This window comes from Actinophytocola glycyrrhizae (assembly GCF_042653545.1).
In the GTDB taxonomy this organism is placed as follows: Bacteria; Actinomycetota; Actinomycetes; order Mycobacteriales; family Pseudonocardiaceae; genus Actinophytocola; species Actinophytocola glycyrrhizae.
The window spans coordinates 52,212-75,703 of the sequence record NZ_JBHSIS010000022.1; the positions used below are offsets into that span (position 1 = coordinate 52,212).

23 protein-coding genes and 1 pseudogene are annotated in these 23,492 nt (G+C 70.6%); 9 read left to right on the forward strand and 15 right to left on the reverse strand.

The annotated features are described in order from the left end of the window. The first annotated feature begins 46 nt into the window (after window positions 1-46). Window positions 47-541 carry a Pycsar system effector family protein gene (locus ACFPCV_RS31265; RefSeq protein WP_378060150.1) on the forward strand — a complete coding sequence of 165 codons (495 nt, stop codon included), beginning with the start codon at window positions 47-49 and terminating at the stop codon, window positions 539-541. A gap of 54 nt (window positions 542-595) precedes the next feature. On the opposite strand, the gene ACFPCV_RS31270 is transcribed toward ACFPCV_RS31265, so the two are convergent. From ACFPCV_RS31270 to ACFPCV_RS31280, 3 genes are all read right to left on the reverse strand, one after another. Continuing rightward, window positions 596-976, reverse strand: coding sequence for a hypothetical protein (locus tag ACFPCV_RS31270; RefSeq protein ID WP_378060152.1), 381 nt, complete (start codon window positions 974-976; stop codon window positions 596-598). Further along, entirely contained in the window at window positions 973-1,761 is a 789-nt protein-coding gene (locus tag ACFPCV_RS31275; RefSeq protein WP_378060154.1) for a hypothetical protein, read from the reverse strand. The genes ACFPCV_RS31270 and ACFPCV_RS31275 overlap by 4 nt, the downstream gene beginning before the upstream one ends. A 737-nt stretch (window positions 1,762-2,498) precedes the next feature. Next, on the reverse strand, window positions 2,499-3,221 hold the full coding sequence (locus tag ACFPCV_RS31280) for a DUF234 domain-containing protein (protein WP_378060155.1): 723 nt from the start codon (window positions 3,219-3,221) through the stop codon (window positions 2,499-2,501). 696 nt (window positions 3,222-3,917) lie between these two features. On the opposite strand from ACFPCV_RS31280, the gene ACFPCV_RS31285 reads away from it, so the two are divergent. Then, the gene (locus ACFPCV_RS31285; protein WP_378060157.1) at window positions 3,918-5,507 is read left to right on the forward strand and encodes a ricin-type beta-trefoil lectin domain protein; all 1,590 of its coding nucleotides are present in this window, start codon (window positions 3,918-3,920) and stop codon (window positions 5,505-5,507) included. Between the two features lie 38 nt (window positions 5,508-5,545). Here ACFPCV_RS31285 and ACFPCV_RS31290 read toward each other — a convergent pair whose 3' ends face one another. The 3 genes and pseudogenes from ACFPCV_RS31290 to ACFPCV_RS31300 all read right to left on the reverse strand — a co-directional run bounded on the left by ACFPCV_RS31290 (window position 5,546) and on the right by ACFPCV_RS31300 (window position 6,931). Then, a complete protein-coding gene (locus ACFPCV_RS31290; RefSeq protein ID WP_378060159.1) occupies window positions 5,546-6,016 on the reverse strand; it encodes a pyridoxal-phosphate dependent enzyme in 471 nt (156 codons plus the stop codon). Between the two features lie 19 nt (window positions 6,017-6,035). Continuing rightward, window positions 6,036-6,461, reverse strand: a pseudogene (locus ACFPCV_RS31295) (pyridoxal-phosphate dependent enzyme); the annotation flags it as partial. Window positions 6,462-6,493: 32 nt separating this feature from the next. Continuing rightward, a complete protein-coding gene (locus ACFPCV_RS31300; protein ID WP_378060161.1) occupies window positions 6,494-6,931 on the reverse strand; it encodes a DUF3574 domain-containing protein in 438 nt (145 codons plus the stop codon). A gap of 68 nt (window positions 6,932-6,999) precedes the next feature. Between ACFPCV_RS31300 and ACFPCV_RS31305 the strand changes: the two genes are divergently transcribed. After that, the gene (locus tag ACFPCV_RS31305) at window positions 7,000-7,410 is read left to right on the forward strand and encodes a DUF3224 domain-containing protein (RefSeq protein ID WP_378060163.1); all 411 of its coding nucleotides are present in this window, start codon (window positions 7,000-7,002) and stop codon (window positions 7,408-7,410) included. A gap of 4 nt (window positions 7,411-7,414) precedes the next feature. Here ACFPCV_RS31305 and ACFPCV_RS31310 read toward each other — a convergent pair whose 3' ends face one another. Further along, the gene (locus tag ACFPCV_RS31310) at window positions 7,415-8,278 is read right to left on the reverse strand and encodes an exodeoxyribonuclease III (protein WP_378060165.1); all 864 of its coding nucleotides are present in this window, start codon (window positions 8,276-8,278) and stop codon (window positions 7,415-7,417) included. 38 nt (window positions 8,279-8,316) lie between these two features. Next, the gene (locus ACFPCV_RS31315) at window positions 8,317-9,093 is read right to left on the reverse strand and encodes an alpha/beta fold hydrolase (RefSeq protein WP_378060166.1); all 777 of its coding nucleotides are present in this window, start codon (window positions 9,091-9,093) and stop codon (window positions 8,317-8,319) included. A gap of 49 nt (window positions 9,094-9,142) precedes the next feature. Here ACFPCV_RS31315 and ACFPCV_RS31320 point away from each other — a divergent pair, with 49 nt between their 5' ends. Beyond that, entirely contained in the window at window positions 9,143-10,321 is a 1,179-nt protein-coding gene (locus ACFPCV_RS31320; RefSeq protein ID WP_378060168.1) for an MFS transporter, read from the forward strand. On the opposite strand, the gene ACFPCV_RS31325 is transcribed toward ACFPCV_RS31320, so the two are convergent. Next, a complete protein-coding gene (locus tag ACFPCV_RS31325; RefSeq protein ID WP_378060170.1) occupies window positions 10,275-11,276 on the reverse strand; it encodes a helix-turn-helix transcriptional regulator in 1,002 nt (333 codons plus the stop codon). The genes ACFPCV_RS31320 and ACFPCV_RS31325 overlap by 47 nt on opposite strands. Window positions 11,277-11,310: 34 nt before the next feature. On the opposite strand from ACFPCV_RS31325, the gene ACFPCV_RS31330 reads away from it, so the two are divergent. Then, entirely contained in the window at window positions 11,311-11,766 is a 456-nt protein-coding gene (locus ACFPCV_RS31330) for a hypothetical protein (RefSeq protein ID WP_378060172.1), read from the forward strand. A 77-nt stretch (window positions 11,767-11,843) separates the two neighbouring features. On the opposite strand, the gene ACFPCV_RS31335 is transcribed toward ACFPCV_RS31330, so the two are convergent. The 5 genes from ACFPCV_RS31335 to ACFPCV_RS31355 all read right to left on the reverse strand — a co-directional run bounded on the left by ACFPCV_RS31335 (window position 11,844) and on the right by ACFPCV_RS31355 (window position 17,552). Then, a complete protein-coding gene (locus ACFPCV_RS31335; protein ID WP_378060174.1) occupies window positions 11,844-12,341 on the reverse strand; it encodes a GNAT family N-acetyltransferase in 498 nt (165 codons plus the stop codon). An 86-nt stretch (window positions 12,342-12,427) separates the two neighbouring features. Beyond that, window positions 12,428-13,075: a TetR/AcrR family transcriptional regulator gene (locus ACFPCV_RS31340; RefSeq protein ID WP_378060176.1), complete on the reverse strand. Its 648-nt coding sequence runs from the start codon at window positions 13,073-13,075 to the stop codon at window positions 12,428-12,430. Next, window positions 13,050-13,721, reverse strand: a complete 672-nt coding sequence (locus ACFPCV_RS31345; RefSeq protein WP_378060178.1) for a class II aldolase/adducin family protein — start codon at window positions 13,719-13,721, stop codon at window positions 13,050-13,052. Before ACFPCV_RS31345 ends, ACFPCV_RS31340 begins: the two co-directional genes overlap by 26 nt. Beyond that, window positions 13,708-16,122, reverse strand: coding sequence for a helix-turn-helix transcriptional regulator (locus tag ACFPCV_RS31350; protein ID WP_378060180.1), 2,415 nt, complete (start codon window positions 16,120-16,122; stop codon window positions 13,708-13,710). The genes ACFPCV_RS31345 and ACFPCV_RS31350 overlap by 14 nt, the downstream gene beginning before the upstream one ends. Continuing rightward, on the reverse strand, window positions 16,119-17,552 hold the full coding sequence (locus ACFPCV_RS31355) for an Hsp70 family protein (protein WP_378060182.1): 1,434 nt from the start codon (window positions 17,550-17,552) through the stop codon (window positions 16,119-16,121). Before ACFPCV_RS31355 ends, ACFPCV_RS31350 begins: the two co-directional genes overlap by 4 nt. A 279-nt stretch (window positions 17,553-17,831) precedes the next feature. On the opposite strand from ACFPCV_RS31355, the gene ACFPCV_RS31360 reads away from it, so the two are divergent. The 4 genes from ACFPCV_RS31360 (at window position 17,832) to ACFPCV_RS31375 (ending at window position 22,935) form a co-directional block, all read left to right on the forward strand. Continuing rightward, complete coding sequence (locus tag ACFPCV_RS31360) at window positions 17,832-19,244, forward strand: IniB N-terminal domain-containing protein (protein WP_378060183.1); 1,413 nt, start codon at window positions 17,832-17,834, stop codon at window positions 19,242-19,244. A 122-nt stretch (window positions 19,245-19,366) separates the two neighbouring features. Beyond that, window positions 19,367-21,181, forward strand: a complete 1,815-nt coding sequence (locus ACFPCV_RS31365; protein WP_378060185.1) for a dynamin family protein — start codon at window positions 19,367-19,369, stop codon at window positions 21,179-21,181. Beyond that, a complete protein-coding gene (locus ACFPCV_RS31370; RefSeq protein ID WP_378060186.1) occupies window positions 21,178-22,617 on the forward strand; it encodes a P-loop NTPase family protein in 1,440 nt (479 codons plus the stop codon). The genes ACFPCV_RS31365 and ACFPCV_RS31370 overlap by 4 nt, the downstream gene beginning before the upstream one ends. Before the next feature lie 96 nt (window positions 22,618-22,713). After that, entirely contained in the window at window positions 22,714-22,935 is a 222-nt protein-coding gene (locus ACFPCV_RS31375) for a DUF3618 domain-containing protein (protein WP_378060187.1), read from the forward strand. An 81-nt stretch (window positions 22,936-23,016) separates the two neighbouring features. On the opposite strand, the gene ACFPCV_RS31380 is transcribed toward ACFPCV_RS31375, so the two are convergent. After that, window positions 23,017-23,439, reverse strand: a complete 423-nt coding sequence (locus ACFPCV_RS31380) for a hypothetical protein (protein WP_378060188.1) — start codon at window positions 23,437-23,439, stop codon at window positions 23,017-23,019. Window positions 23,440-23,492 lie beyond the last annotated feature (53 nt).

The window sequence follows — 23,492 nt, forward strand, 5'->3', positions numbered from 1 at the left end:
TCGTGATCGACACTCGTCGCCACAAGGGCCGACCGAGGCGCCTGGGGTGCTCACAACAGACTTCGCCTGGCGAGTGCACGGGGCTCAGGAAGCGTGGACAAGTAAGGTAGATACCAAAGCCGCGATTCTATTGGCGTTGGAAGGCGGTGCATTATTTGCCATACTGTCGGCTAATGCTAAAGGCGGACTGCTCTCGCAAATCGTTGGCTGGCGTCAGATCCTCGAGATAATTGGGGCCTCGACACTGCTCGCCGCTCTCGTTGTCGCAGTTGGAGCCGTGTACCCCCAATTAGGGTCTTCCCGGAGCCACGAGCGCGCTCATCGGGGCAACTTCATATATTTTGGCCACCTGCGGCATTGGGAACCGGGACGTTTTCGGGCCGAACTGTGCGCCTTTGAGTCAGACATGCAGCTTGATATGCTGTGCCTACAACTCATCGAAATGAGCAAAAGAAACTGGCGAAAGCACAGACTGGTCCAAGTTTCTCTATCGCTGGCGTTGCTTAGTGTTGGATTTTTTGCGATTGCTATCTTGTTTTGAGTTGTGTGTTACTGCAATGCTACCTGCGTTCGCAGGCGTCAGATGAAGGGAAAATTATCCTCGCCTTTTATGCACGCGTAGATAACGCCGCCACGCCGCAGTTGCGGCACTGATCGCTGCTCCGGTGACGATGCTCAACACGCCGATATCTATACTGGCCCCCGTTGATATTTGAGTTACGCCCACGCTGACATATGCAAGCGGTGCAATGACAAGGAAGATCACTCGAACCAGAAGTACAAGTCTATGACTAAGCAAGTCGAGACGTTTCTGCTCGGCGGTGTCCTGCTGGCGCTCTGCGGCGACAGTCCTGTCGGCGACTGCCCTTGCATGTTCGAGATACTGGACGGCGGTTATTCGGCCTGCGAGGAAGTCATCCTCAAATTCCGAACGCAGCGGCGCGGAGTTGCTATCAGCACGCAGGCTCATCGTCATCTCACCTTCTCAAAACTGCCGTCCGCTACCATCTTGTAGCCGTCTTGACGGAGAATAGCTAGACCTGTCGCAAGTACTCCCGCAATCAATACCGTGTTCTTGCGGTCAATTTCTTTTAGGGTTCTGGGCTCCGGTGAGTCAATTGACAAAAACCCGAAATGTTGGTCTCCGGCATTCACGGGCACGACCAACATTGTCCGGTAGAATCGATCCTTTGGTTTTGAAATCTCATCGTCCAAGTCCTCCTCATGGAGGTCTTCGATCAGTACAGCACGCTCGCCTCTGGCGACGTCGCGAGCGAATTGTGCGTCTGCGCGACGCGAGAGGTTCTTGTCATTAAGGTCGAACTTCGTCCTCGGCGGATCAGTTCCTTCGCGACCTTCATAATGGACGCGAGAAAGGTGACTGTTGCATAAAGAGTAGAAACAGCTGCGGTATTGTTCCCGATTACCGGTGCCACATTCTGCTCTGGCGGTTGAGACGGCGCTTTGAACAAGAGTATGGACTGTTTCCTTCCTTCTCGACAGGTCATTGGCAGAAGCTACGCGACCTAGTGCTGTAACGAGAGGCTGGCTAGCGTTGGCCAGCAGCATACGTAATTTCGCCTGGCCGCTCTCTGCGCGTAGAGTTGCCTTCTCGGATCGAATCTCCTTGAATATGCTCAGAAGAGAAAGGCCGCTAGTGGAGGCAATTGCACCGAGCGCCCAGTAGACTCTTACTTGACCTTCGTTAGCTGCGGAGATGCTGGATGTGACCGCGATGACGACAGGAAGAGCTCCGGTCATGACGTACCGGCTGAGGTCCTTTAGTCGTCTCACAAGCGCTTACGCCCTTCGTCTCGCTGGTCGCCGTCCGTGTTGGCGCCCCAGTCACGCCTCCGTACCTGACAGTCGCTCCCTGTGCCGTTGCGCGTTACGGGCAAAGTATCGCGCACTGCTCGGGCATTAGTGGAGTCCTAATTCTGGTCAATTTGATGACAGGTCGAAATTGGTCATGCGGCCCGAGGATGGTAGCAACCCTCGACGATCAGTTAGTTGATCTTTATGCCTCGATACATGCAGGTCGCGGTGGGTTGATCGGCAGTAGCGTTATATTGATCAAGCATGCAGTGCCGTCCCCCGCTGCGGGTGTCTTGGAGGTGATCAATGCTTAATCACCCATTTAGACGAGCGCTAGGCGGGTGGGTCCACTACAAGCGAGTGACCACCTCGTGGTGGTTCGCCTGGGTAGTAGCCCAGGTGGGCTCAAGATATGGTGTGCCGTAACGTTCCTGGACTTGCAGGTCAAGGGGACTGGGTTGGGTGCGAGTCTGGGTGCGAACGTCCCGCCATCCGTGCCTCTGGATCTACGGAGTCGTCCTCTGGATGCGGCGTTCGCCCAGGTCGCCGAAGGTGCTGCGGCGTGTAGTCGATTTAGGTTCCAGCCAGTGAGGGTTCGACTCCCTTCGGCCCCACCACCTGTGACCATTCATGACTGTCGGCGTGTTGACAGCGCTCACGAATATCAGGAAGGTCTCGGGAGTTCAGTTCCGCCATGCCGCGACGATCTCTTCGGGGCCGAAGGATGCGGCCAGCGGTAGCCCTTCCTCAACGCCGTTGCGGGAGACTGCGAGTAGCGGAGTGGTGTGGTCGCGCCCCGGTACCGACATGGATCCGGCGAGCAGGCTTTCCAACTCACGTTGACCGAAGCGTTCGGTTTCCAGCCACTTGATGGAGCCGGTGAAGGCGATGCGGGTCGCTGTGGGCTCGCGGTCCGCGCCTATCAGGTCGATCTCCGGGTTGTTCTGCCGATTCCACCAGCCGCCCACCACTTCCGCGCCGGACAGCCGATCGTCGGGCAGGAGCCGTTCGAGGCTGGCGCGGACAACTGGCTCGACGGCGCGTCCGCGCCAGGATGGCCAGGATCGTTCGAGTCGTGCTGCAACCAAGTCGCCGCGGCCGCGCTCGACTTCGGCGATGGCGCGCTGCAGAAAGGCGAGCCAGAACCGCAGGTACGGGTCCTCGATCCGGTAGCGCTTGTTCTTGGTGTCCGGACGGGTGGCAAGCGGGGTGTCGGTGGCGACGATGCGCTTCGCGGTCAGGGTGTTCAGGATGGGAGCGAGGGTGCCGGAAGGGATCGGATTTCCGACACCGATTCGATTGGCGATCGTGCCGAAGGTGCGTTCGCCGGCACCGATCGCCTCAAGTGCTGAGCGGCTGTGCGATGGCTCGGGGACTTCGCCGAGCAGCGACAGTTCGCCGGCCATCAGTAGCGGGGAAAGCGGGTCGGCGAGCTGGTCGTGCAGGAGCCCGGTGCGGCTGGTGCCTGGCGCCCACCGCTGGACGATTTCGGGAAAGCCGCCGGTGATCAGGAACGCGTCGATGGCCTCGGCCGGGGTCGAGGGCAGTCATCTCTCGCACGTCGGCGGGGTCGAGAGGACGGACGAGCATTCGCGCGGCGCGGCAGTGAAAGGGGCGACCGTACTCCTGGAGAGACTCCATCGACAGGCCTGTCCGGGGGTTGTCGCGACCCCCTCGCGGACCAGGCGAAGCTGCCTGTCCAGCAGCGCAAGATCATTGGTGCGTCCCCCGGAACGCCGTCAAAGTCTGACTCGATCTAAGTAAGATCTCTTCTTACTTAGATCGAGTCAGACTTTGCTGAGTCGCCTCTATCGAACGCGAAAGATCATGCCTGATCACGTAGCGTGACAAGCCCAGATGGTTGATCCTCACTCGCCGTCTGCCAGGCTTGCCAGCGATGCGACCCTTCTGTGGCCGATCTAGTTCCAGCCAGGGAGGGTTTCGACCTCCCTTCGGCCTCACTTCGATCGCTGCTTGCGGTCTTCCTCGATGGCAGCGCGTTGTGGCTCTGTGCGTCTGCTCGTCTTCGTCCGTACCCCTTGGGTGCGATCGCTGATGTGGCACCCTCCCTGCGTGGAGCGGCTGACCGAAGGAGGGTGATCGTGAGGGCACTCGGGGAATTAGACCCGAGACTCGTTGGGTCGGTCCGGTTGCTTGCCGGGCTGGGGGCGGACGAGATGGGCCCGGTGCTGGTGGGGACCACGCCGGACGGGCGGCTTGTCGCGGTCAAGGTGGTCAGTGCGCCGCTAGTCGCCGACCCCGGGTTCCCGCAGCGGTTTGCCCGTGAGGTGGCGGGGCTGCGTCAGGTGGTCGGTCCCTGCAACGCTCCGGTCGTCGACGCCGGGCCTGCCGACGCCACGCCGTGGGTGGCCGCGGATTTCCTGCCGGGAGTGTCGCTGGGGGAGATGGTCGGGCGCGGTGTCCTCCTCGGGGAGGACGCGATCTTGCGGCTGGCGGCGGGGCTGGCCAGTGCGTTGACCGAGATCCACCGGGCCGGGCTGGTGCACCGGGACCTGACGCCGGCGCACGTGCGGCTCACCGAGGACAGTGTGCGCCTGCTCGACTTCGGCGTCGCCCGTGCTGTTGACCACGATGTCAGTCTGGTGGTCGGGGACCCCGAGTTCATGTCGCCCGAGCAGGCCGGCAGGCAGGCGTTGACTCCGGCCAGTGACGTGTTCTCGCTCGGTGCGGTGTTGCACCTCGCCGCCACTGGACGTAGTGCGTTCGCTGGGGAGACGCGAACTGAGTCGTTGGCGCTGGTGAGTCGGGCCCAGCCGGAGCTGCCCGGGTCGTTGCCGTCGCGCATCCGTCAGTTGCTGGGTGCCTGCCTTGTCGGGGACCCGCTTGCGCGGCCGACGTTGGACCAGCTTCGCGCGATGATCGGGCCGGTGCCGCTGGACGCGCACCCTTGGCCGCCGCTGGTGCGGGCGATGATCACCGAGCAGTACGCCGAGGTCGCCCGGTTGCTTGACAACGTCGCCGCGCCTGCGGGGGTCGACGCGCCGACCACGCTGCTCGCGCCGGTTGTCGTTCCCGCCGCGCCGCCGCCAAAGAAGACATCCCGGCGGCGGGCCGAGCCTGAGGACGAGCGGTGGAAACCGGACATGTGGGCGGTCGTGTCCGGTGGGGCGGTCGTGGTCACCGTCGTGTTCGCCATCGTGATGTTCAACGTCCTCACCCCCGACCGGCCGCTGCGGGCGAGTGGGCAGGAGACCGGTGCGGCCACCACCTCGGCCAGTGTGGCTCCGACGACCAGCACCACATCCACGACGACGACTACCACCACCACCACGGCCACGCAGCGGCCCGAGGCCGGTCCGTTCACCGGGCTGGCGGGCAAGTGCGTGGACATCGCCGGTGCCAACGCCGCCAACGGCACCCCCGTCCAGCTCCACGAATGCAACGGGACGGACGCCCAGCAGTGGGTGTTCGCCCAGGACGGCACCGTCCGGGGGCTCGGCAAGTGCCTCGACGTCGTCGGTGGCGACACCAGCGACGGTGCGAGGGTCCAGATCCACGACTGCAACGGCACCGGTGCACAGCAGTGGGTGCCCACCACCGAGGGCTGGATCATCAACGTCGCGTCGAACAAGTGCCTCGACGTGCCCGCCGGCAACACCGCCGACGGTACCCAGCTGGCCATCTGGACCTGCCACGGTGACGTCAACCAGCGCTGGAACCCACCTGCCTGAGCAGGCTGTTCGCAGAACGCGACCCGGACGTCAGGTGGTCACCAGAGTTTCGCTGCGTACGGGGTCGGGTCCAGGCCTTTCTGGTGCAGCCAGGTCTGGTTCAGGTGTGTCGTGCGGTACGGGTCGCCGCTGTCGGTCAGGACCGTGACGATCGGGCCTGGTTCGTTCGTCTTCGTCGTCAGGTGGTGGATTGCCCACAGGCCGGTGCCGGTGGCCGGGCCCGCGTTGATGTCGTGGGCGTGCAGCCACTGCAGTGCCGCGATCGACGCCGCGTCCGGGACCGGGATCACCAGGTCCACCACGCCCGGGCGGAAGCCCGGTTCCACGCGCGGGCGGCCGATACCGGGGATGCGGGACGGCATGCCGGTGCCGTAGTCGCGGGCGCCGCTCGCCCACGCCGGGAAGTACGCCGAGTTCTCCGGGTCCGCCACCGCCAGTTTCGTCGGAAGGCCGTTCTTGCGGATGTGGCGGCCGAGCGTGGTCGCCGTCGTGCCGGTTCCGGCACCCACGACCCATCCATCGCGGAGGACTGGGTAGCTGCGCGAACAGTTCGTCCGCGATGGTGGGGGGCCAGGCCGTGACCACGGGTTCGGCCGAGGTGAAGTGGTCCAGGAAGTGGGCGCCCCCGCGGTCCGCCAGTGCCCGGGCCTCGTGTTGCAGTGCCGCCGGGGGTTGTTTCGCCCGTTGCCAGCGGCCACCGTGTTCTTCTATCCGGGCCAGTACCGCGTCGGGGGTCCTGGCCGGGACCACCGCGGTGGCGCGGAGGTTCAGCATGGTGGCGAAGTGGGCCGCAGCCACTGCCACCGAACCCGCGGTCGCGGTGATCACCTGGGTGTCCTCGGTGATGTCGCCGTCGGCGATCGCGTGGCAGAACATGGCCGCGACGGTTCGGTGTTCGGTGCTGCCGGTGGGCAGGACGCTCTCGTCCTTGACGACGATCTCGGTCCCGCCCACCGGCAGCGTGCACAGTGGGTCTTCTGGCCTGTTCAGAAGGACACGCGTTCGACGCTGTCGGCGCGCAGGACCGACTGCTGGTCGAACTGTTCCTTGTAGTCGGTGCGGATCTCCTCCAGTTCGCGGTTCGCGTGCCGGTCGCCGAACGGGTACAGGATGATCAGGACGTACGAGTCCTCCTTGCCGCCCAGCCACTGGCCGTGGGCCTCGAGCCACGTGAGGCCGTCCGGGAACGCCGGGGTGACCTCCTTGTCCAGGAACAGCTCGAAGTCGGCCGGGGTGATGGGGGTGCCGTCCGGGCGGCTGCCACCGAAGTACAGCTCCGTGCGCTTGTACGACTCGCCGGGCGTCGCGGCCGGGATCGCCGCGTCCCTGTCGTCCGATGCGGCCGGGGTCGCCGCGCCTGCCGTGGTCAGGCCGAGGAGCAGGGCGGCCAGCATCCCGGCCACCGCGGTGCGTCGTGTCGTCATGGGACTCATTCAAGCCCCGGGCGGTGGGGTCGCACACGGTGTCCCACCAGGCGGTTACTGTCTTGCCTGTGAGAGCTGAGGGAACCTTCACCACGCACGAGTTCACCGCCGTCGACGTCAAGCCTGCCTTCGAGGTGCCCACCGGCACGCCCGTCGGGGTCGCGACCATGGACAAGCGCTACGCGGGCCAGGTGGAGGGCCGGTCCGCCACCGTCTTCACCTCCGCGTTCGACCAGGCCACCGGGGTCGGCACCTACGTGGCCATGGAGTCCTTCGACGGGTCGCTCGACGGGGTCGCGGGCACCTTCAACTTCGCGCACCTCGCGTCCACGCGTGGCACCGTCCGGCTCGACGAGGCGTTCGTGATCGTCCCCGGCAGCGGCACCGGCGGGCTCGCGGGCATCGGCGGGTCGGGTGGGCTGACCATCGACGCGGACGGCACGCACCGCGTCTGGTTCGACTACACGCTCGGGAAGTAGCGCCTCACTTCGACTGGGGCAGCTTCACCGGTCCCTTCCTCGTCCGCCCGGCCGAGGGCGGCGGCACCACCGGGCCGATGTCCCCGTCCGGCGCCTCGTCGAGGTCGACCATCACCGGCGCGTGGTCACTCGGGCCCGTGCCCTTGCGGGCGTGCCGGTCCACCCACGCCGCCCGCACCCGGCTCGCCACCGGGGCCGACGCCAGCACCAGGTCGATGCGCATGCCGAGGTCCTGGTGGAACATCCCGGCCCGGTAGTCCCAGTACGTGAAGACCCGTTCGTCCGGCCACCGGTCCCGCACCACGTCGTGCAGACCGAGTTCCACCAGTGCCGCGAGGGCGGCCCGTTCCGGCGGCGTGACGTGCGTCTGGCCGGCGTACGCGGCCGGGTCGAACACGTCGGCGTCCGTCGGCGCGATGTTCATGTCACCGCACAGCAGCACCGCCTCCGGCCCCGCCGACACCACGTCGCGCAGCGCGGCCAGCCACGCCAGCTTGTACCGGTAGTGGTCGGAGTCCGGCTCCCGCCCGTTCGGCACGTACAGCGAGTGCACCCGCACCCCACCGCAGGTCGCCGCGACCGCCCGCGCCTCGGGGTGCGGGAACCCCGGGGCCCCGGCCACCCCGACCGTCACCTCGTCGAGGCCGACCTTCGACAGGATCGCCACGCCGTTCCACCCCGGCTCGCCCGCGATCGCGACCTCGTACCCGCGTTCGGCCAGCGCGGGTACGGCCAACTCGGTGAACGCCTCGTCGGTCAGCTTGGTCTCCTGCAGGCACACCACGTCCGGCCGCCGCTGGTCCAGCCACGGCAGCAGCCTCGGCATCCGCTGCTTGACGGAGTTCACGTTCCATGTCGCCACTCGCACGCCACAGACGCTATCCCCACCCACCGACAGTTCGCCGCTCAAGGACGGCGCAGGAACGTCGTGACCATCGGCACCACCAGGTCCACCCGCTGCGTGACCTCCGTGTGCCGGGTGTCCGGCAGCACCGCGAGCCTGGCGTCACCCAGCAGGTCACGCATCAGTTCGGCATGGGAGATGCGGACGAAGTCGTTGTCGCCCACGACGAGCAGGGTGGGTGCGGTGATCGCCAGCAGCTCCTCTGGCGTCCAGTCCCGGAACGAGTGCACGACGCCGGACACCTTCTGCCCGAACTCCTCGAAGTTGCCGGGGTCGGGCGCCACCCGCGTGTAGGCGGCGTGCCAGCTTTCGAACTCCTCCTGGGTCGGCATGCGGTCGGAGTCCTCGTCGCCGTCGTGGATCTCGTCGTGGTACCCGTCCTGCCGGAAGTGCGTCGCGGCGAGGACCATGCGCCGGACCCGGTCCGGGTGGTGGGTCGCCGCGGTCAGTGCGACCAGGCCGCCGAGGCTGTAGCCGAAGAGGTCGGCCCGCTCGACGCCGAGCAGGTCGAGCAGGGCCACCACGTCGGCGGCGAGGTGTTCGAGCAGCGGCGGGCGGTCGATGTCCCCGGTCCGGCCGTGGCCCTGCAGGTCGACGGCGATGACCTGGAAGTTCTCGGCCAGCCACGGCAGCAGCGCGCCGAACGAGACGTCGATCGAGTGGAGACCACCGTGCAGCACGACGAGCGGCAGACCGTCACCGTGCACCTCGTAGTACATCTTCAGGCCGTTGACCTCGGCGTACATCTTGATCTCCTCAGCGGTGTCGGTGATGCTCACCAGCACGTCGGACGACCGGCGGCCGGTTCGACACCGTGAGGGCAGACAAGTGCACGAACCACGCAGCCGGTGGTCCATGGTCGCGGTGTTCGCGCTCCTCGGCGCGGTCACGCAGGTCCTGTGGGTCACCTACGCGCCGGTCGCCGACGCCGCGGGCCGGTACTACGCCGTCGGTGACGGCGCCGTCGGCTGGCTCGCCAACGTGTTCCCGCTGCTCTACGTGGTGCTCGCGATCCCGGCCGGGATCGTGCTCGACCGGTGGTTCCGCGGTGGGCTCGCCGCCGGGGCGCTGCTCGCGGCGGCAGGGGCGGTGGTCCGGCTCCTCGGCGACACCTACGTGTTCGCGCTGGCCGGGCAGCTCGTCGTGGCGGTCGCGCAGCCGCTGGTGCTCAACGCGATCACCGGTGTCGCCGGGCGCTACCTCGCGCGGCGGCACCGGCCGACGGGCATCGCGGTCGGGTCGGCCAGCACGTTCGCCGGGCTGATCGTCGGGTTCGGGCTGGGGACCGTGTTCGCCGACGACATCGCCGCACTGCTGGTGGTGCAGGCCGCGCTGGCGGTCGCGGCGGCCGCCGCCGTGCTCGCTGTGCTGCGGACGCCCGCCGAGCACCGGACCGAGGCCGCGCCCGCCGGGTTCGGCGCGTTGCGGATCGCGTGGGGCGACCCGTACATCCGCAGGCTGTGCGCGCTGGTGTTCGTGCCGTTCGGGGTGTTCGTCACCCTGTCGACATTCGCGCAGCCGCTGCTCGAACCCGCCGGTGTGCCCGAGGAGACGGCCGGCCTGATCCTCATCGCGAACGTGGTCGCCGGGGTGGCCGGGTGTGCCGTGTTGCCGGTGCTGGCCAGCCGCAGAGGGTGGGAGCTGGCCCTGCTGACCACGTCGTTGCTCGTCACGATCGGCGCGTGCGTGGTGCTCGCGCTCGCGCCGGGGGTGGTGACGGGGTTCGTGGCGCTGGCGTTGATCGGGTTCGCGTTGCTGCCCGCGCTGCCGATCGTGCTGGAGCTCACCGAGCGGCGGGCCGGGCGCAGCGAGGGCACGGCCGCCGGGCTGATGTGGCTCGCGGGCAACCTCGGCGGGCTCGTCGTCGCGGCCGTCGTCGGGATGCTCGTGGGTGAGCCGCTGCTCGCGTTCCTGTTGCTCGCTGTGCTGAGCCTGTTGACGTTGCCCCTTCTGCGGTCCTTCAGCCGGGTGAGTACGTCCGTGCCAGCGCGGTCACCGACGTCGTGATCCGGTCCCGCAGCTCGGCCGGTGCGAGCACCTCGACGTCCGCGCCGAAGCCGAGGAACAGGCGGTGCGCGTGTGCCATCTTCTCGATCGGCACGGTCGCGGTCACCCAGCCGTCGGCATCCGGTGCCGACGCGGTCTCCTCGACCGCGCGGTGGATGGCCGGCTCGACCGCGTCGACCAGGGTTTCCCGCAGGCCGGGAGAGATGCGGACGGTCGCGGTGCCGACGTGGCGGCGGGCGTCGAAGTCGTCGAGGTAGGTCTGCCAGAACGCGGCGAGGTCGAAGCCGGCCGGGCGCCGGAACGCCTCGTCGAGCACGGTCAGCTCGCGGATCTGGGCGACCCGGTAGGTGCTGATCCTGGTGCCGGCCGCCACGAGGTACCAGCGGCCCGCCTTGAGCACCAGGCCGTACGGGTCCAACGTCCGGGTGACCTCGGTCGGGGCACGCCAGCGGTGGTACTGGACGTGGATGCGGCGCTCCCGCCACACCGCGTCCGCCGCGGCCGCGAGTGCCGGGGTGTCGTCCGGTTCGGCGTACCAGCTCGGCGCGTCGAGGTGGAAGCGCTGCTGGATGCGGGTGGCGCGGTCACGCAGCTCCGGTGGGAGGGAGGCGGTGAGCTTCAGCCAGGCGGCGGCCACCTCGGCGCCCAGCCCCAGCTCGCGGGCGGGCCCTGGCAGGCCGGTGAGGAACAGCGAATCCGCCTCGTTCTCCGTGAGCCCGGTCAGCCGGGTGCGGTAGCCGTCGACCAGCCGGTAGCCGCCCGCGTGCCCGGCCTCGCCGTACAGCGGGACGCCCGCCGCGTGCAGGGCGTCGACGTCCCGGTAGACCGTGCGGACGGAGACCTCGAGCTGCTCGGCGAGCTGGGCGGCGGTCAGCCTGCCCCTGGTCTGCAGCAGGAGCAGCAGCTGGACGATCCTGGCCGCGCGCACGGTGAGGAATCCTAGGTCAGCTGACATTCCGTGTCAGTGGATGCGCCATAGCGTGCGCGGCATGGCGAACAACTTCGACTTCTTCGTCGGCACCTGGCAGACCACACAGCGCAAGACGAAGCCGTTCAGCGGCACCGGCGAGTGGGAGACCGCGGACGGGTCGGTGGTCAACTACTCCCTGTTCGAGGGTGCGGCGAACGTCGACGAGGTGGACCTGCCCGGCTTCGGGTTCCGGGGGATCTCGCTGCGGCTGCAGGACCCCGTCACCCAGGACTGGTCCATCTACTGGGTGAACTCCCGCAACGGACAGTTGGCGCTGCCGCCGGTGGTGGGGCGCTTCGACGAACAGGGTGTCGGCGAGTTCTTCAGCGAGGAGGAGTTCGAGGGCAGGCAGATCCGCGTGCGCTACCGGTGGTCGGGGATCACGGAGAAGAGCGCGCGGTGGGAGCAGGCGTTCTCCGTCGACGACGGCGGGACCTGGGAGACCAACTGGGAGGCGGACTTCACCCGTTCGTAGCCGAGCCGGGCGGCGCGGACGCGAGGGGTGTCCGCGCCGCCCACTGCCCGAAGCGGACTACCGCGGGGTTCCCGGCTTCACAGCTCGTTGAACGGGGCCGCGTAGGCGAACGGGCCGCGGACCGACGGGGCGTAGGTGGACAGTGGGCGGGCTTGGAAGTGCTCGCCCCACTCCGGGACCGGAGGCGTGATGCCGTACCCGGTCGCGGGCTCGAAGCCGAAGCGCGGGTAGTAGCCGGTGTGGCCCAGCAGGACCACCACCGGCTCGTCCATGGCGTCCGCGGCGCCCAGGACGGCGTGCATCAGCGCACTGCCGATGCCCGACCTCTGCACGGCCGGGTCCACGCCAAGCGGGCCGAGTCCCAGCGCGGGCACGTCGCCCACGTGGGCGCGGGTGCACACCACGTGGCCCACCACCCGGCCGTCGGACTCCGCCACCAGCGACAGCGGCGGCAGCCACGCGTCCGACGCGCGAAGTGCCGTCACCAGGCGTGCCTCCACCTCGCCCGTGAAGGCGGCCCGGTGGAGTTCTTCGATCACGGGCACGTCCCCCGCGTGTTCTCTTCTCACCAGCACGGCGGTCACTGTGGCACACACCGGCGCGGCGTTCATCCGTGTTTCGCCGGTCCGAAGTGGACGCCGTCGTCGCCGGACATCGTCGGCTACGCGCCTGACCGCCGGTCGCCGGTCAGGCGCGGGGCCGCGTCACGGATCAGGGACAGCAGGGTGGTGCTCAGGATCAGGTGCACCTGTTCGCGGGTGAGGTCCTTGCGCACCAGCCACTCCCTGGCCGCGGACTTCACCATGCCGCCGTAGGAACGGACCATCGCGCGCAGTTCGGGAGCCGCCGCCGACAGGCTCGCCGCCTCCAGCACGCGGTCGGCGGCGGTCTCGTCGGCGTCCGCCAGGATCTGTTCCACCTCCGGGTCCTGGCCGATGGCGCCCGTCGCCGCCAGCCATGCCTTGCTGTTGCGGTCCACCCCCTCCAGGAACCAGTCGACCGCGGCCCGGACGCGCGTCTCCAGCGGGCCCTGCGGCAGCTGCTCGATCGCGAACCTCGGGATCGTCACCATTCTGCGCACGACCTCCAGGTACAGGTCGCGCTTCGTGCCGAAGTAGTGGTTGATCAGCCCGCGCGCCACCCCGGCCCGCGCGGCCAGCTCCGTGGTCGACACCGCCGCGTACGGACGCTCGCCGAACAGGTGCATCGCGCACACCAGGATCTCCTCGCGGCGCTCGTCAGGCTCCAGCCTGCGCCTGCGTGGTGCGGCGGCGGTCACGTCGTCACCGATCTGTTGGCGGGCGGTCAACAACCGCAGTATAGGAGCCTTCGCCGTAGCCCAACCTGGTGAAGGTGGCCGCCGCGGCCGCCAGCTCGTCGTCGCCGAGCAGGTGCGGGGTGCCGAGTGCCGCCGCGCGGGCGTACACGTCGGACAGCCACTCCACCAGCTCCAGCCGCTCGCACGCCTGCTCGACCGTGTCGCCGTGCGCGACCGAGCCGTGGTTGCGCAGCAGCACCGCCGACCGGTCCGCCAGGCCGGCCACCACCGACGACGCCAGCTCCGGCGAGCCGAACGTCGCGTAGTCCGCCACCCGCACCACCCCGCCCAACCGCACGGTCAGGTAGTGCACCGGCGGCAGCACGTCGTGCGTGAGACCGACCGCGATCGACGCGGGCGAGTGCGCGTGCGCGATGGCGCCGACCGACGGGAACGCCGCGTAGACCGCCAGGTGCAGCGGCAGCTCGGAGGTCGGCGGCAGGTCCCCGGACCGCACCTCGCCCGCCGACGACACCAGCGTCAGGTCCGCGGGCGTCAGCGCACCGAGGTCCGTGCCGGAACCCGTCACCAGCACGTCCTCGCCCACCCGGGTCGACAGGTTGCCCGCCGTGCCGGTCACCAGCCCGCCCGCCGCCAGCCCGCGTCCCGCCGCGACGAGCCGCTCAGCCGCGGGCACCGGGGCTCCCGACGAGGGTCCGCAGCTGGGACAGCAGCTCGCTGCGGCTGGCCGCGCCGAGCCGCTGCCGCATCCGCGCCACGTGGTGCTCGACGGTCTTCGCGGAGATGAACAGCCGGTCGCCGACGTCCTTGTAGGTCAGCCCGGACACCACCAGCTCCGCCACCTGCAGCTCCCGCTCCGACAGCGTCACCGCGGGCACGTCGGACGGCTCGTCCGGCATCCGCCGCGCGACCGGCTTGCCCTGCAGCAGCCGCGCGCAGTCCAGCAGCCGCACCATCGCCTTGCGATCCGAGGTCCTGGTCGCCGCCCGCCCGGCGAGCCGCGCGCCGTCCCACGTGAACCCGGCCGCGTGCAGCCCTCGTGCCGCGTCCTCGACGGCGTCGGGGTCGACCTTGCCCGCCATCAGCTCCACCCAGCACCGGCCCGCCGCGGCGACCATGCCGAACTGCTCGTCCTTCGCCGCCGCCCGCTCCATCGCCTCGACGTGCTCGCCAGCCACCTCGGCGTCGTCGGCGATGACGGCCGCGTGCAGCCCGCCCCACCACAGCGGCGTCGCCCAGAGCGGCGGGTCGCCAAGTTCTTTCAGCAGCGTGCGGGCCTGGTCGAGGTGCGCGGACAGGCGCGCCTCCTCCCGCAGCCGCGCCGCGGCCACCATCAGTTCGCCCAGCGGCAGGATCGTGAACAGGTCCATGGGGTGGCGCAGCAACGCCTCCCCGGCCTGCAGCCACGCCCGGCCCAGCGTGTTCGTGTCGCCCGCGCGCCGCGCCACGCCCAGCTCCATGGCCACGGCGAACAGCCAGTCGCGGGGTTCGAGGTGGGTGCCGCGCAGCGCCGTGAGCTGCTCGGCCGCCGCGGTGAGGTTGCCGCGCACCATGGTGATCCACGTGCGCAGCAGCTGGTGGCGGGTCGCGAGCGGCGCACCGCCGGTGCCCGCCGCGACGGCCCGGTCCAGCAGCGACGACGCCGTGCTCAGCTCCCCGTAGTGCAGCGCGAGCAGCGCGCCGAGCGCGGCTGGGCTGTCCGGCAGCAGCACGCCCCGGCCGACCGGTTCGAGCAGGCCCGCCGCGCGCACCATCATCGACAGCGCGGTCGTCGGCGTGCCCGCCACCGACTCGTGCAGCCCGTTCGTCATCAGCGTCAGCGCGCTGGACAGCGAGGTCGGCGGCCCGTCGGAGGACGTCTTGGCCGCCAGCTCGCGCGCGTCGGCGAGGTCACCGATGCCGAGCAGGCCGAGCGTGGCGAAGTGCTTGCCCTCCTCGGCGCCGGACCACCGGTACAGCTGGGCGCTGCGGAACAGCTGCCCACGGTGCGCGAGCGCCGCCGCGGCCACCCCGGCGGCGTGCCGTCGCCGCGCGGCGGACTCGGTGGTGATCACCTCGTCGGCGAGCCGCAGCGCACCGTCCAGGTCACCGGCCAGCGCGAGTGCCTCCGCCCGCCGGGCCCCGACCTGTAGCGGCGGCCTGCCCGCGGTCACCGCCGCCTCGTACAGCCGTGCCGACAGCGCCGGATCGACCGGCAGGGCCTCGGCCGCGGCCGCCTCGAACGCGGTCGCCGCGGCGTCCCCGCCGATGCCGGTGCCCAGCAGCGGCCGGACCAGCGCCAGCACCTGACCGCCCCGCGCGAGCTGCAGCTCCGCGAGCCGCTGCCGCATCCACACCCGCCGCTCCACCGGCACCAGCGCGCGGATGGCCCGCCGCGCGATCGGCAGCAGCGCACCCGCGGTGCCCACGAGCCCGGTCGACCGGGCGGCCTCCACGATCTCGCCGACCGCGGCCGCGTCCCGGTCGAGCAGGTCGACCAGCAGGTCCAGGTGCAGGCCGACCCCGGCGTCGGCGGCCAGCATGAACCGCAGCACGTCGTCGTCGAGCCGCGCCAGCTCTGGCCGGAACTCGGCGAGCGCGGCGACCGGGACCTCGGGTTTCTGCCCGTCCAGCGTCCTGGCGAGCCGGGCGACGAAGCCCGGCACGCCACCGGTCTCGGTGTGCACGAACTCGGCCAGCGCTTCGGTCCGCCGCCCGGCGGGCAGACACGCCCTGACCTGCTCCTTCGTGAACGGCGCCGGGATCAGCTGCTCCTGTGCCAGGTCGAGCAGCCCGGCGAGCGCGGCCGACCTCGGCCACGGCCGGGCGGCCACGACCAGCCTGGTCCGCGCCGCCGACTCGCGCAGGCCCGCGAGGTCGGCGTCGTCGAGGAGGTGAACGTCGTCGACCAGCAGCACGTCGCCGGTGACCTGGCCGAACGACCCGGTGTGCACGGTCGCGCCGAGCACGGCGGCGAGGTGGTGCAGCAGGGTGGTCTTGCCGTAGCCGCCCGGCGCGACCACGGACACGTGGGTGCGCGGGTCGGCGGCCAGCGCATCGAGGTGCCGCGTGGTGGCGTCGTCCAGGATCGGCGTCACTCGTCGTCCTCGTCGGGGTCGATGCGGCGGCGTCGCCGGGGCGGGTCGTCGGCGGCGACGGCGCGGACCCCGGCCCGGTCCGCGCCGTCCCGGTCGCCGTCCCGGTCGCCGTCGTCCGCGAAGTCCCACGCGCGCTTGTCGCGGTCGAGCTCGTCGGCCTCGTCGACGTCCGTGCCGCCACGCGCCCGGCGGGTCAGGCGGGCCAGGCCGCGGGCGGGTGGTTCGAGCGCCGGGATCTCGACGGGCGGCCGGGGCGGCGGCGGGCCGATGTCCGCGACCTCGGCGTCCATGTCGTCGAACCGCATGAGATCGGTGTGCTGGGTGACCCCCGGCGTCATGGTCGGGGTGACCGGCACGGGATGTGCCTGCACGGTCGGCTTCGCGACCCGGCCACCCGCGAGCGCGGCGCCGCGGGCGATGGCCGTCGTCGGGTCGTCGGCCGCCACCACCCGCACCCGCACCGCGGCCGACACCAGCTCCGCGATCAGCGGTACCCGCGCGGAGCCGCCGACGAGGACGACCGCGCTCAACGCCTCGGGGTCCGCGCCCTGGACCGCGCGCTGGAGCACCTGCACGGTGTGCTCGACGACCGGCCGGATCAGGCCGTCGAAGTCGGTGCGGTTGACCACGACCGTCGCCTTCTTCGACCCGGCGGGCGCCGGGATCGTCACCGCGACCGCGGTGGACAGCTGTTCCTTGGCCCCGGCACAGGCGGCCCGCAACGCGGCCAGACCGGTCGCGCTGTCCGGCAGTTCGCCCAGCTCGGCGGCGACGTGCTCGGCCAGCAGGTCGTCGAACAGTGCGCCGCCGAGCACGTCCGCGCTGTCCGCGTGCGCGCGCAGCTCGAACCCGAACGCGCCGCGCCGCAGCACGGCCGCCTCGAACCGGCCCGCGCCGAGCGAGTACACCGCGACCTCCTGCCCGACCTCGACGCGGTCGGCCGCCGCCAGGACCTCCGCGGCCGCGACCGGCCGGGGGAGCATGGTCAGCTCGGGGATGTTCAGCTCGCGCAGTGCCGCCTGCAGCACGGAGCGGCGGTGCGCCCCCCACCCCACCGGGTGAGTGACCACCAGTTGGGTGGCCGGCATGCCCTCGTAGGCCTCGACGCGGTCGACGACCCATGCCACGAGCGCGGCCGCGAGTGACTCGGCCGGGTAGTGCCGTCCCCCCAGTGCGAGGGGGACCTCGTCCCCGATCCGGTCGAGGAAGTCGCGGGCGACCCGGTCCGGGGCGCCCGCCGCGCGGGCGGCGGCCTCGCCGACCTCCACGGCGTCGTCGCCGGTCAGGAGCAGTACGGATGCGACGCCCGGCTGGTCGGAGGTCGCGTCGAGGGGCACGACGACGGGCTCGCTCCAGCTGTCGTGCCGGTGGTGGCTGACCGCCGCGGTGGTGCGCGCGGTGCCGAGGTCGATCCCGAGGGCGTACGGCATTGCGGGCGTTACCTCCGTCCGTGCGGGCGGGCTATGTCGTACCAGGGTGCGGGACCCCGTAGGGCAACCCCCAGTGGGGCCCTGGGGCAGCCCCTAACCCCCTAACGAGTGAGTCATTGTTAGCCCTATGGGGCGAAACGACAACTCGGAGTGATCCCCGATGTCCCCCGACGCGGCCGTCCCTAGGTTGATCTCGCACGGCGCCGCGGCTTGTCGACCCGCACCTCTCCACCCGACCGCCGCCGCGCGCCAGTACTGAAATCCGCTAGGAGAAATTCGTTGTCCTTCTCGATAGAGACCCTGCAGGACTTCGCGTTGACGCTGATCAACGACGAATCCGCGAGGGCCGCCTATGCCGCCGACCCGCTCGGCGTGCTCAAGGAGGCCGGCCTCTCCCACTTGACGCCCGCAGACGTGCAGGAGGTTCTCCCCTTGGTCGCCGACAGCCTTCCCCCCGTTGGCCTGCCCGCCGACGCGTCGGCCGACGCCTCCGCGCAGGCCGCGGCCGACGGCTCGGCCGCGCCGATGGACGGCCCCTTCGCCGGTGACCTGCCCGCCGGTGTCCCCGGTCTCGGCGACCTGCCGGTCCTGGGTGACCTGCCCGGTGGCCTGCCCGCCCTGCCCGGCCTTCCCGGCCTCGGTGACCTGCCGACCGGCCTTCCCGGCCTCGGTGACCTGCCCTCCGGGATCCCCGCGGTCCCGAACCTCGGTGACGTGGGGACCCCGCTCGGCGACCTGACCGCGGGGGTCGACTCGGCCACGACCGGCTTCGGCGTCGACCTGGACGGCGACGTGCTCGACACCGCCGCCTCCGGCTTCCTCGCCAACCCGTCGGACTCCGACGCCCCGACGGTCTCCACGCAGACCGATTCGGCGTTCGGTGACCTGGCCGCCGGCGCGAAGCTCGACCCGGAGGAGTTCGGCGGCTCGGCCGCGGGCAGCACCCCGCTCGCGGACGCCGGCCTCGGCCTGGTCGGCCACGTCGGTGGCGACCTGAGCGCATGGGGCGGCGCCGACACGGTGGCAGGCGACCTGGGTGGCGGCCTGCTGGTGGGTCCCGAGGGTGCCGCGGTCGCCGCGGAGTCCCCGCTCGGCAGCTTCTCCGCCAACTCCGATGGCGACTTCTCCATCCAGCCCGCCGACCCGTCGGACCTGCTGGACGTCGACCACCTCGGCCACACCGGCGACGCGGTCGCCGGGACCGTCGCGCACTACGCGGCGACCGGCGCCGACGCCGTCACCGGTGGCATCGAGTCCGGCAGCGACGCGCTCGAGGGCCTGCTCACCGGCCCGGCCGCCCCGGCCGCCGGTGGGCTCGACTCCACGACCGACACCGTGACCGCGGGCATCGAGCAGGGTGGCGACCAGGTCTCCGAGCACCTGTCGAACCTGCCGACGGCGGACGACCTGCCGCTGCCGCAGCTGCCGGAGCTCCCGCAGCTGCCGGAACTGCCGACCGTCGACTCCGCCGCGGTGCCCGCGGTCGGCGACGTGTCCGGCACGGTCTCCGACACCGTCACGGGCGTCACGGGCCAGCTGCCGGTCGACACCGACGCCGTCACCGGTCTGGTGACCAACAACCCGGTGACCGATGCCGTTCACGACAGCCCGGTGGGTGGGCTCGTCTCGGGCGTCACCGATCACCTCCCCCAGGACGCCCCGCTCGTGGGCGACCTGGACCTGGGTCTGTAACGCGCCTTTTCAGCCCAGTGGGAAAACGGGGTTAGCCCCAACCCCAAGGAGCCGGGGTCCGTACGCAGTACGGACCCCGGCCCCCTTTCACCCAGATGGGGGAGCACGGCACACTCGTCCGGGTGAGGACTCAGCCCTGGCTCACCGTTCTCGACGACACCATCGCGGCCTGCATCACGCACCACCGCACTGACCTGGCCGGAAAGCTGGAGAAGCGGCGTTCGCTCCTCCTCGAGCCGAAGCTCCGGGTCCCCGTGATCGGCGAGCTGAACCAGGGCAAGAGCCAGTTGGTCAACGCCCTCGTGAACGCCAACGTGTGTGCCGTCGGTGACGATGTGACCACAATCACGCCCACGACCGTAACGCATGCGAAGACACCTTCGGCGGCCCTCGTCGCGGACGTCCCGACGACCGGCAGACGGGCGATCGGCCCCTCGAACGAGCCGGCCAGGATCCCGGTGCCCGTCACCGAGGTCGCGAAGCGGGCGCTGGTCGCCGGCCCGGACGTGCACACCGAGGTCGGCCTGCCCCGCGAGCTGCTCGCGGCCGGGCTCGTGCTGATCGACACCCCCGCGCTCAACTCGACCGGCGCGCTGCGCACCGCGTCCACGTTCGCCGCGCTCGGCACCGCCGACGCGGTGCTCATGATCACCGACGCCACCGGCGAGCTGTGCTCCTCCGAACTGGACCTGCTCAAGGAGGTCACGTCGCTCTGCCCCGTCGTCACGGTCGTGCTCACGAAGATCGACATCGTGCCGCGCTGGCGCAGGGTCGCCGAGCGCAACCGCGCCCGCCTCGCCGCGGCCGGCCTGCGGGTGAAGGTCGTGCCGGTGTCGGCGACCGTCCGGCTCGCCGCCGCGCAGACCGGTGACAAGCAGCTCAACGAGGAGTCCGGGTTCGCTGACCTCGTGCGGACCCTGTCCCAGGACGTGCTGCGCAACAGCGAAGCCATCGCCCGCGGCGCCACCGCCATGCTCGCCGCGCAGGCCACGACACAGCTGATGGGCCCGCTGACCACCGCGCTGACCGAGGCCCGCACCGGTGAGCAGGGCCGGGCGCAGACCCTGCACCGCGCGGCGCAACACCGCCTCGACGAGCTGCGCAGACGCACGACCCGCTGGCAGACGATGCTGTCCGACGAGGTCGCGGACCTGATCTCGGACGTCGAGTACGACCTGCGCGACCGCACCCGCAAGATCGTCCGCGTCGCCGACGAGTTCTTCGACGCGGCCGATCCGGCCAAGACGTGGGACGAGTTCGGCGACTGGCTGCGGGACGCGCTCGCCGACACCGCGGAGGTCAACTTCGCGTGGCTCGTCGAGCGGTTCCAGTGGGTGGCCGAGAAGATCGCGCGGCAGGTCGCGCTGGAGGAGGCGGTGCCGGAGGAGGTCGCGGCCCAGGGCCTGCTCGACCACGTCGGCGGGCTGGAACCGCCGAGGATCGAGAAGTTCACCGTCGGCCAGCAGCTGTTCGTCGGCCTGCGCGGTTCCTACGGCGGCCTGCTCATGTTCGGCCTCGCGACCACGATCGCGGGCATGCCGCTGATCAACCCGATCTCGCTGTCCGCGGGTGCCGCGTTCGGTGCGAAGAGCGTCTGGGACGAGCGGACCGGCAGGCTCAAGCGGCGGCAGGCCCTCGCCAAGCAGACCGCGCAGCGCCACGTCGACGACTTCTTCCTCTCCTACGGCAAGGCCAGCAAGGACACCGCCCGTCAGGTGCAGAGAAAGCTGCGCGACCACTTCCAGGCGGTGGTGGAGCGGCTCCAGTCCGGCATCGCCGAGCAGGCGACCGCCGCCAAGCGCGCGGCGGAGGCCGAGCTGGCCGAGCGGCGGCGCCACAGCCAGGAGATCGCCGCCGAGGTGGAGCGGCTCACCGCGCTGCACAAGCGGATCCAGGCACTGGTCGGCCAGGGCGGACCCAGGGAGCTGACGGCATGACGCTCGGTCTCGCCGACCGCGCGCACTCGATGCTGCGGGACGCGCTCGACCTGTACCGGGACAGCCCTCGCGCCACCAACTGGCTGCGCCGCCACGTCGACCGGCTCGGCGAGCCGCTGCGCGTCGCGGTCGCCGGGCAGCCGGAGGCCGGCAAGTCGACGCTGGTGAACTCGCTGGTCGGCGAGGAGATCGCGCCGCTGTCGGTGGCGGAGGGCAGCCAGGTCCTCGCGTGGTACCGGGGTGGTGCCAACCCGAGGGCGCAGGTGTACCCGGTGCAGGCGCCGCCGCGGGACGTCCCCGCGGCGCGGATGGGTGGGCGGCTGCACATCGACCTCGAGGGCTGGCGGTCCGAGCAACTCGATCGGGTGGTCGTGGACTGGCCGTCGCGCACACTGCGTGGTCTCACCCTGATCGACACGCCCGGCATCGACTCGTCGGAGGTCGGTTCCCGCATCTCGCTCGACGCGGACGCCGTGCTGTACCTCATGCGGCAGCCGCACTCGACGGACGTCGGGTTCCTGCAGTCGCTGCAGGACCACCCGATCGCCCGCGAGACACCGGTCAACTCGATCGTCGTGCTGTCCCGCGCCGACGAGGTCGGCGGCGGCCGGATCGACGCGCTGACCTCGGCGAAGCGGCTCGCGCGCCGGTACCGGACCGACGTCGGGCTCACCGGGCTGTGCCAGAACGCGATCGCCGTGTCCGGTCTGCTGGCCCACGCCGGCCGGACGCTCACCGACGAGGAGATGGTGTCGCTGCGCGTGCTGGCGTCGGCCGCGCGCCGCGAGCTGGAGACGGCGATGGTCTCGGCGGACCGGTTCGTCGGCGACGGCGTGCCGCTGCGGCTGGACAGCCGCACCCGGCTGGCGCTGCTGGAGCGGTTCGGGATGTTCGGCATCCGGCTCGTCACCACGCTGATCCGCCAGGGCTTCACCACCGTGGACGCGCTGTCGGCCGAACTGGTGGTCCGCAGCGGCCTCGCCGAGCTGCGCGAGTCGATCCGGCAGTGCTTCACCGACCGGCACGACGTGCTGAAGGCGCGGTCGGCCCTGCTGGCGCTGGAGGTGGTGCTGCGCATGGAGCCCCGGCCCGCCGCGCGGCGACTGGTGTCGGCTCTGGAGGCGCTGGTGGTGAGCGCGCACGACTTCCGGGAGCTGCGCCTGCTGGCCGCGCTGCACGGCGGGCGGACCACGCTGCCCGACCCGCTCGCCGACGAGGCACGCAGGCTGGTCGGCGGGGTCGGCACCGAGCTGCCCGCCCGGCTGGGGTTCGAGCGCGCGGCGTCCGGGCACGAGCTGCACGACGCGGTGTCCGACGCGCTGCGCCGCTGGCAGGAGCAGGCGGAGAACCACGCGCTGGGCACGGGCCAGCGGCGGGCCGCGCGGGTGGTGGTGCGCAGCTGCGAGGGCATGGCGGCGCAGCTGACGGGGTACTGAGTGACCAGCGGGCGCGCCACACGGCGGGTCGGCAGGGCACAGGCCGCCTGGGTGCTCTAGGTTTGTCGGCCTGACACCGTTTCGAGGAGGAATCTCGTGGCGCGCGATCCCGACACCATCCAGCGGGAGATCGAGCAGGCGCGGGACGCGCTCGCGTCCACGCTGGACCAGCTCGGTACGAAGGCGAACCCGAAGAAGCTGGTGAACGAGGCCAAGGCGGGCGCGGCGAGCACACTGAACTCACCGAAGGTCAAGTACCCGCTGATCGGCGTCGGCGCACTGATCCTGCTGCTGCTGATCCGCAAGCTCTTCCGCTGAGCTCCGCGACCTGACGCGGAACGACCCGCGAGCTCGATCACCCGTTGGGGTGGCGTCGAACTCGCGGGTCGTTCTGTGTGCTCAGCTGCCGGAGTTGGCCGGTTCCTCCTTCGCCTCGGCGGGCTGCCTGGCCGGGGTCGCCACCTCCGACTCCGCGCGCGGCTTCGGTGGCTCCTCCCGCGCAGGCTCCGCCGCCGCTTCGGTGGTCGCCGCCTTCTCCGGCGTCTCCCCGGCGGCGGGCGCATCGGGCTTGTCCGGCTCGGTCTTCGCGAGGCGGGCCGTCAGGTATGCGGTGGTGAACTCGACCGCGTCGCCGTCGAGCAGGTGCACCACCGTCTTGTGGCCTGGCTCGTCCGGCGCGATCGTCTCCACCAGCTGGTCGGCGCGGTCCCGTGCGGCGATGAGGCCCGGTGCGCGGCCGGTCAGGGTCTGGCCTCGTCCCATCACCACCACCGACCAGTCGTCGCCGTCCGGCGTGTAGTGCACCTCGATCGGGTCAGCCATCTTCTTCTCCCGCCCTCCTCGGTCTCCCCGCCCCCCGGTGGAAAGACACGTTC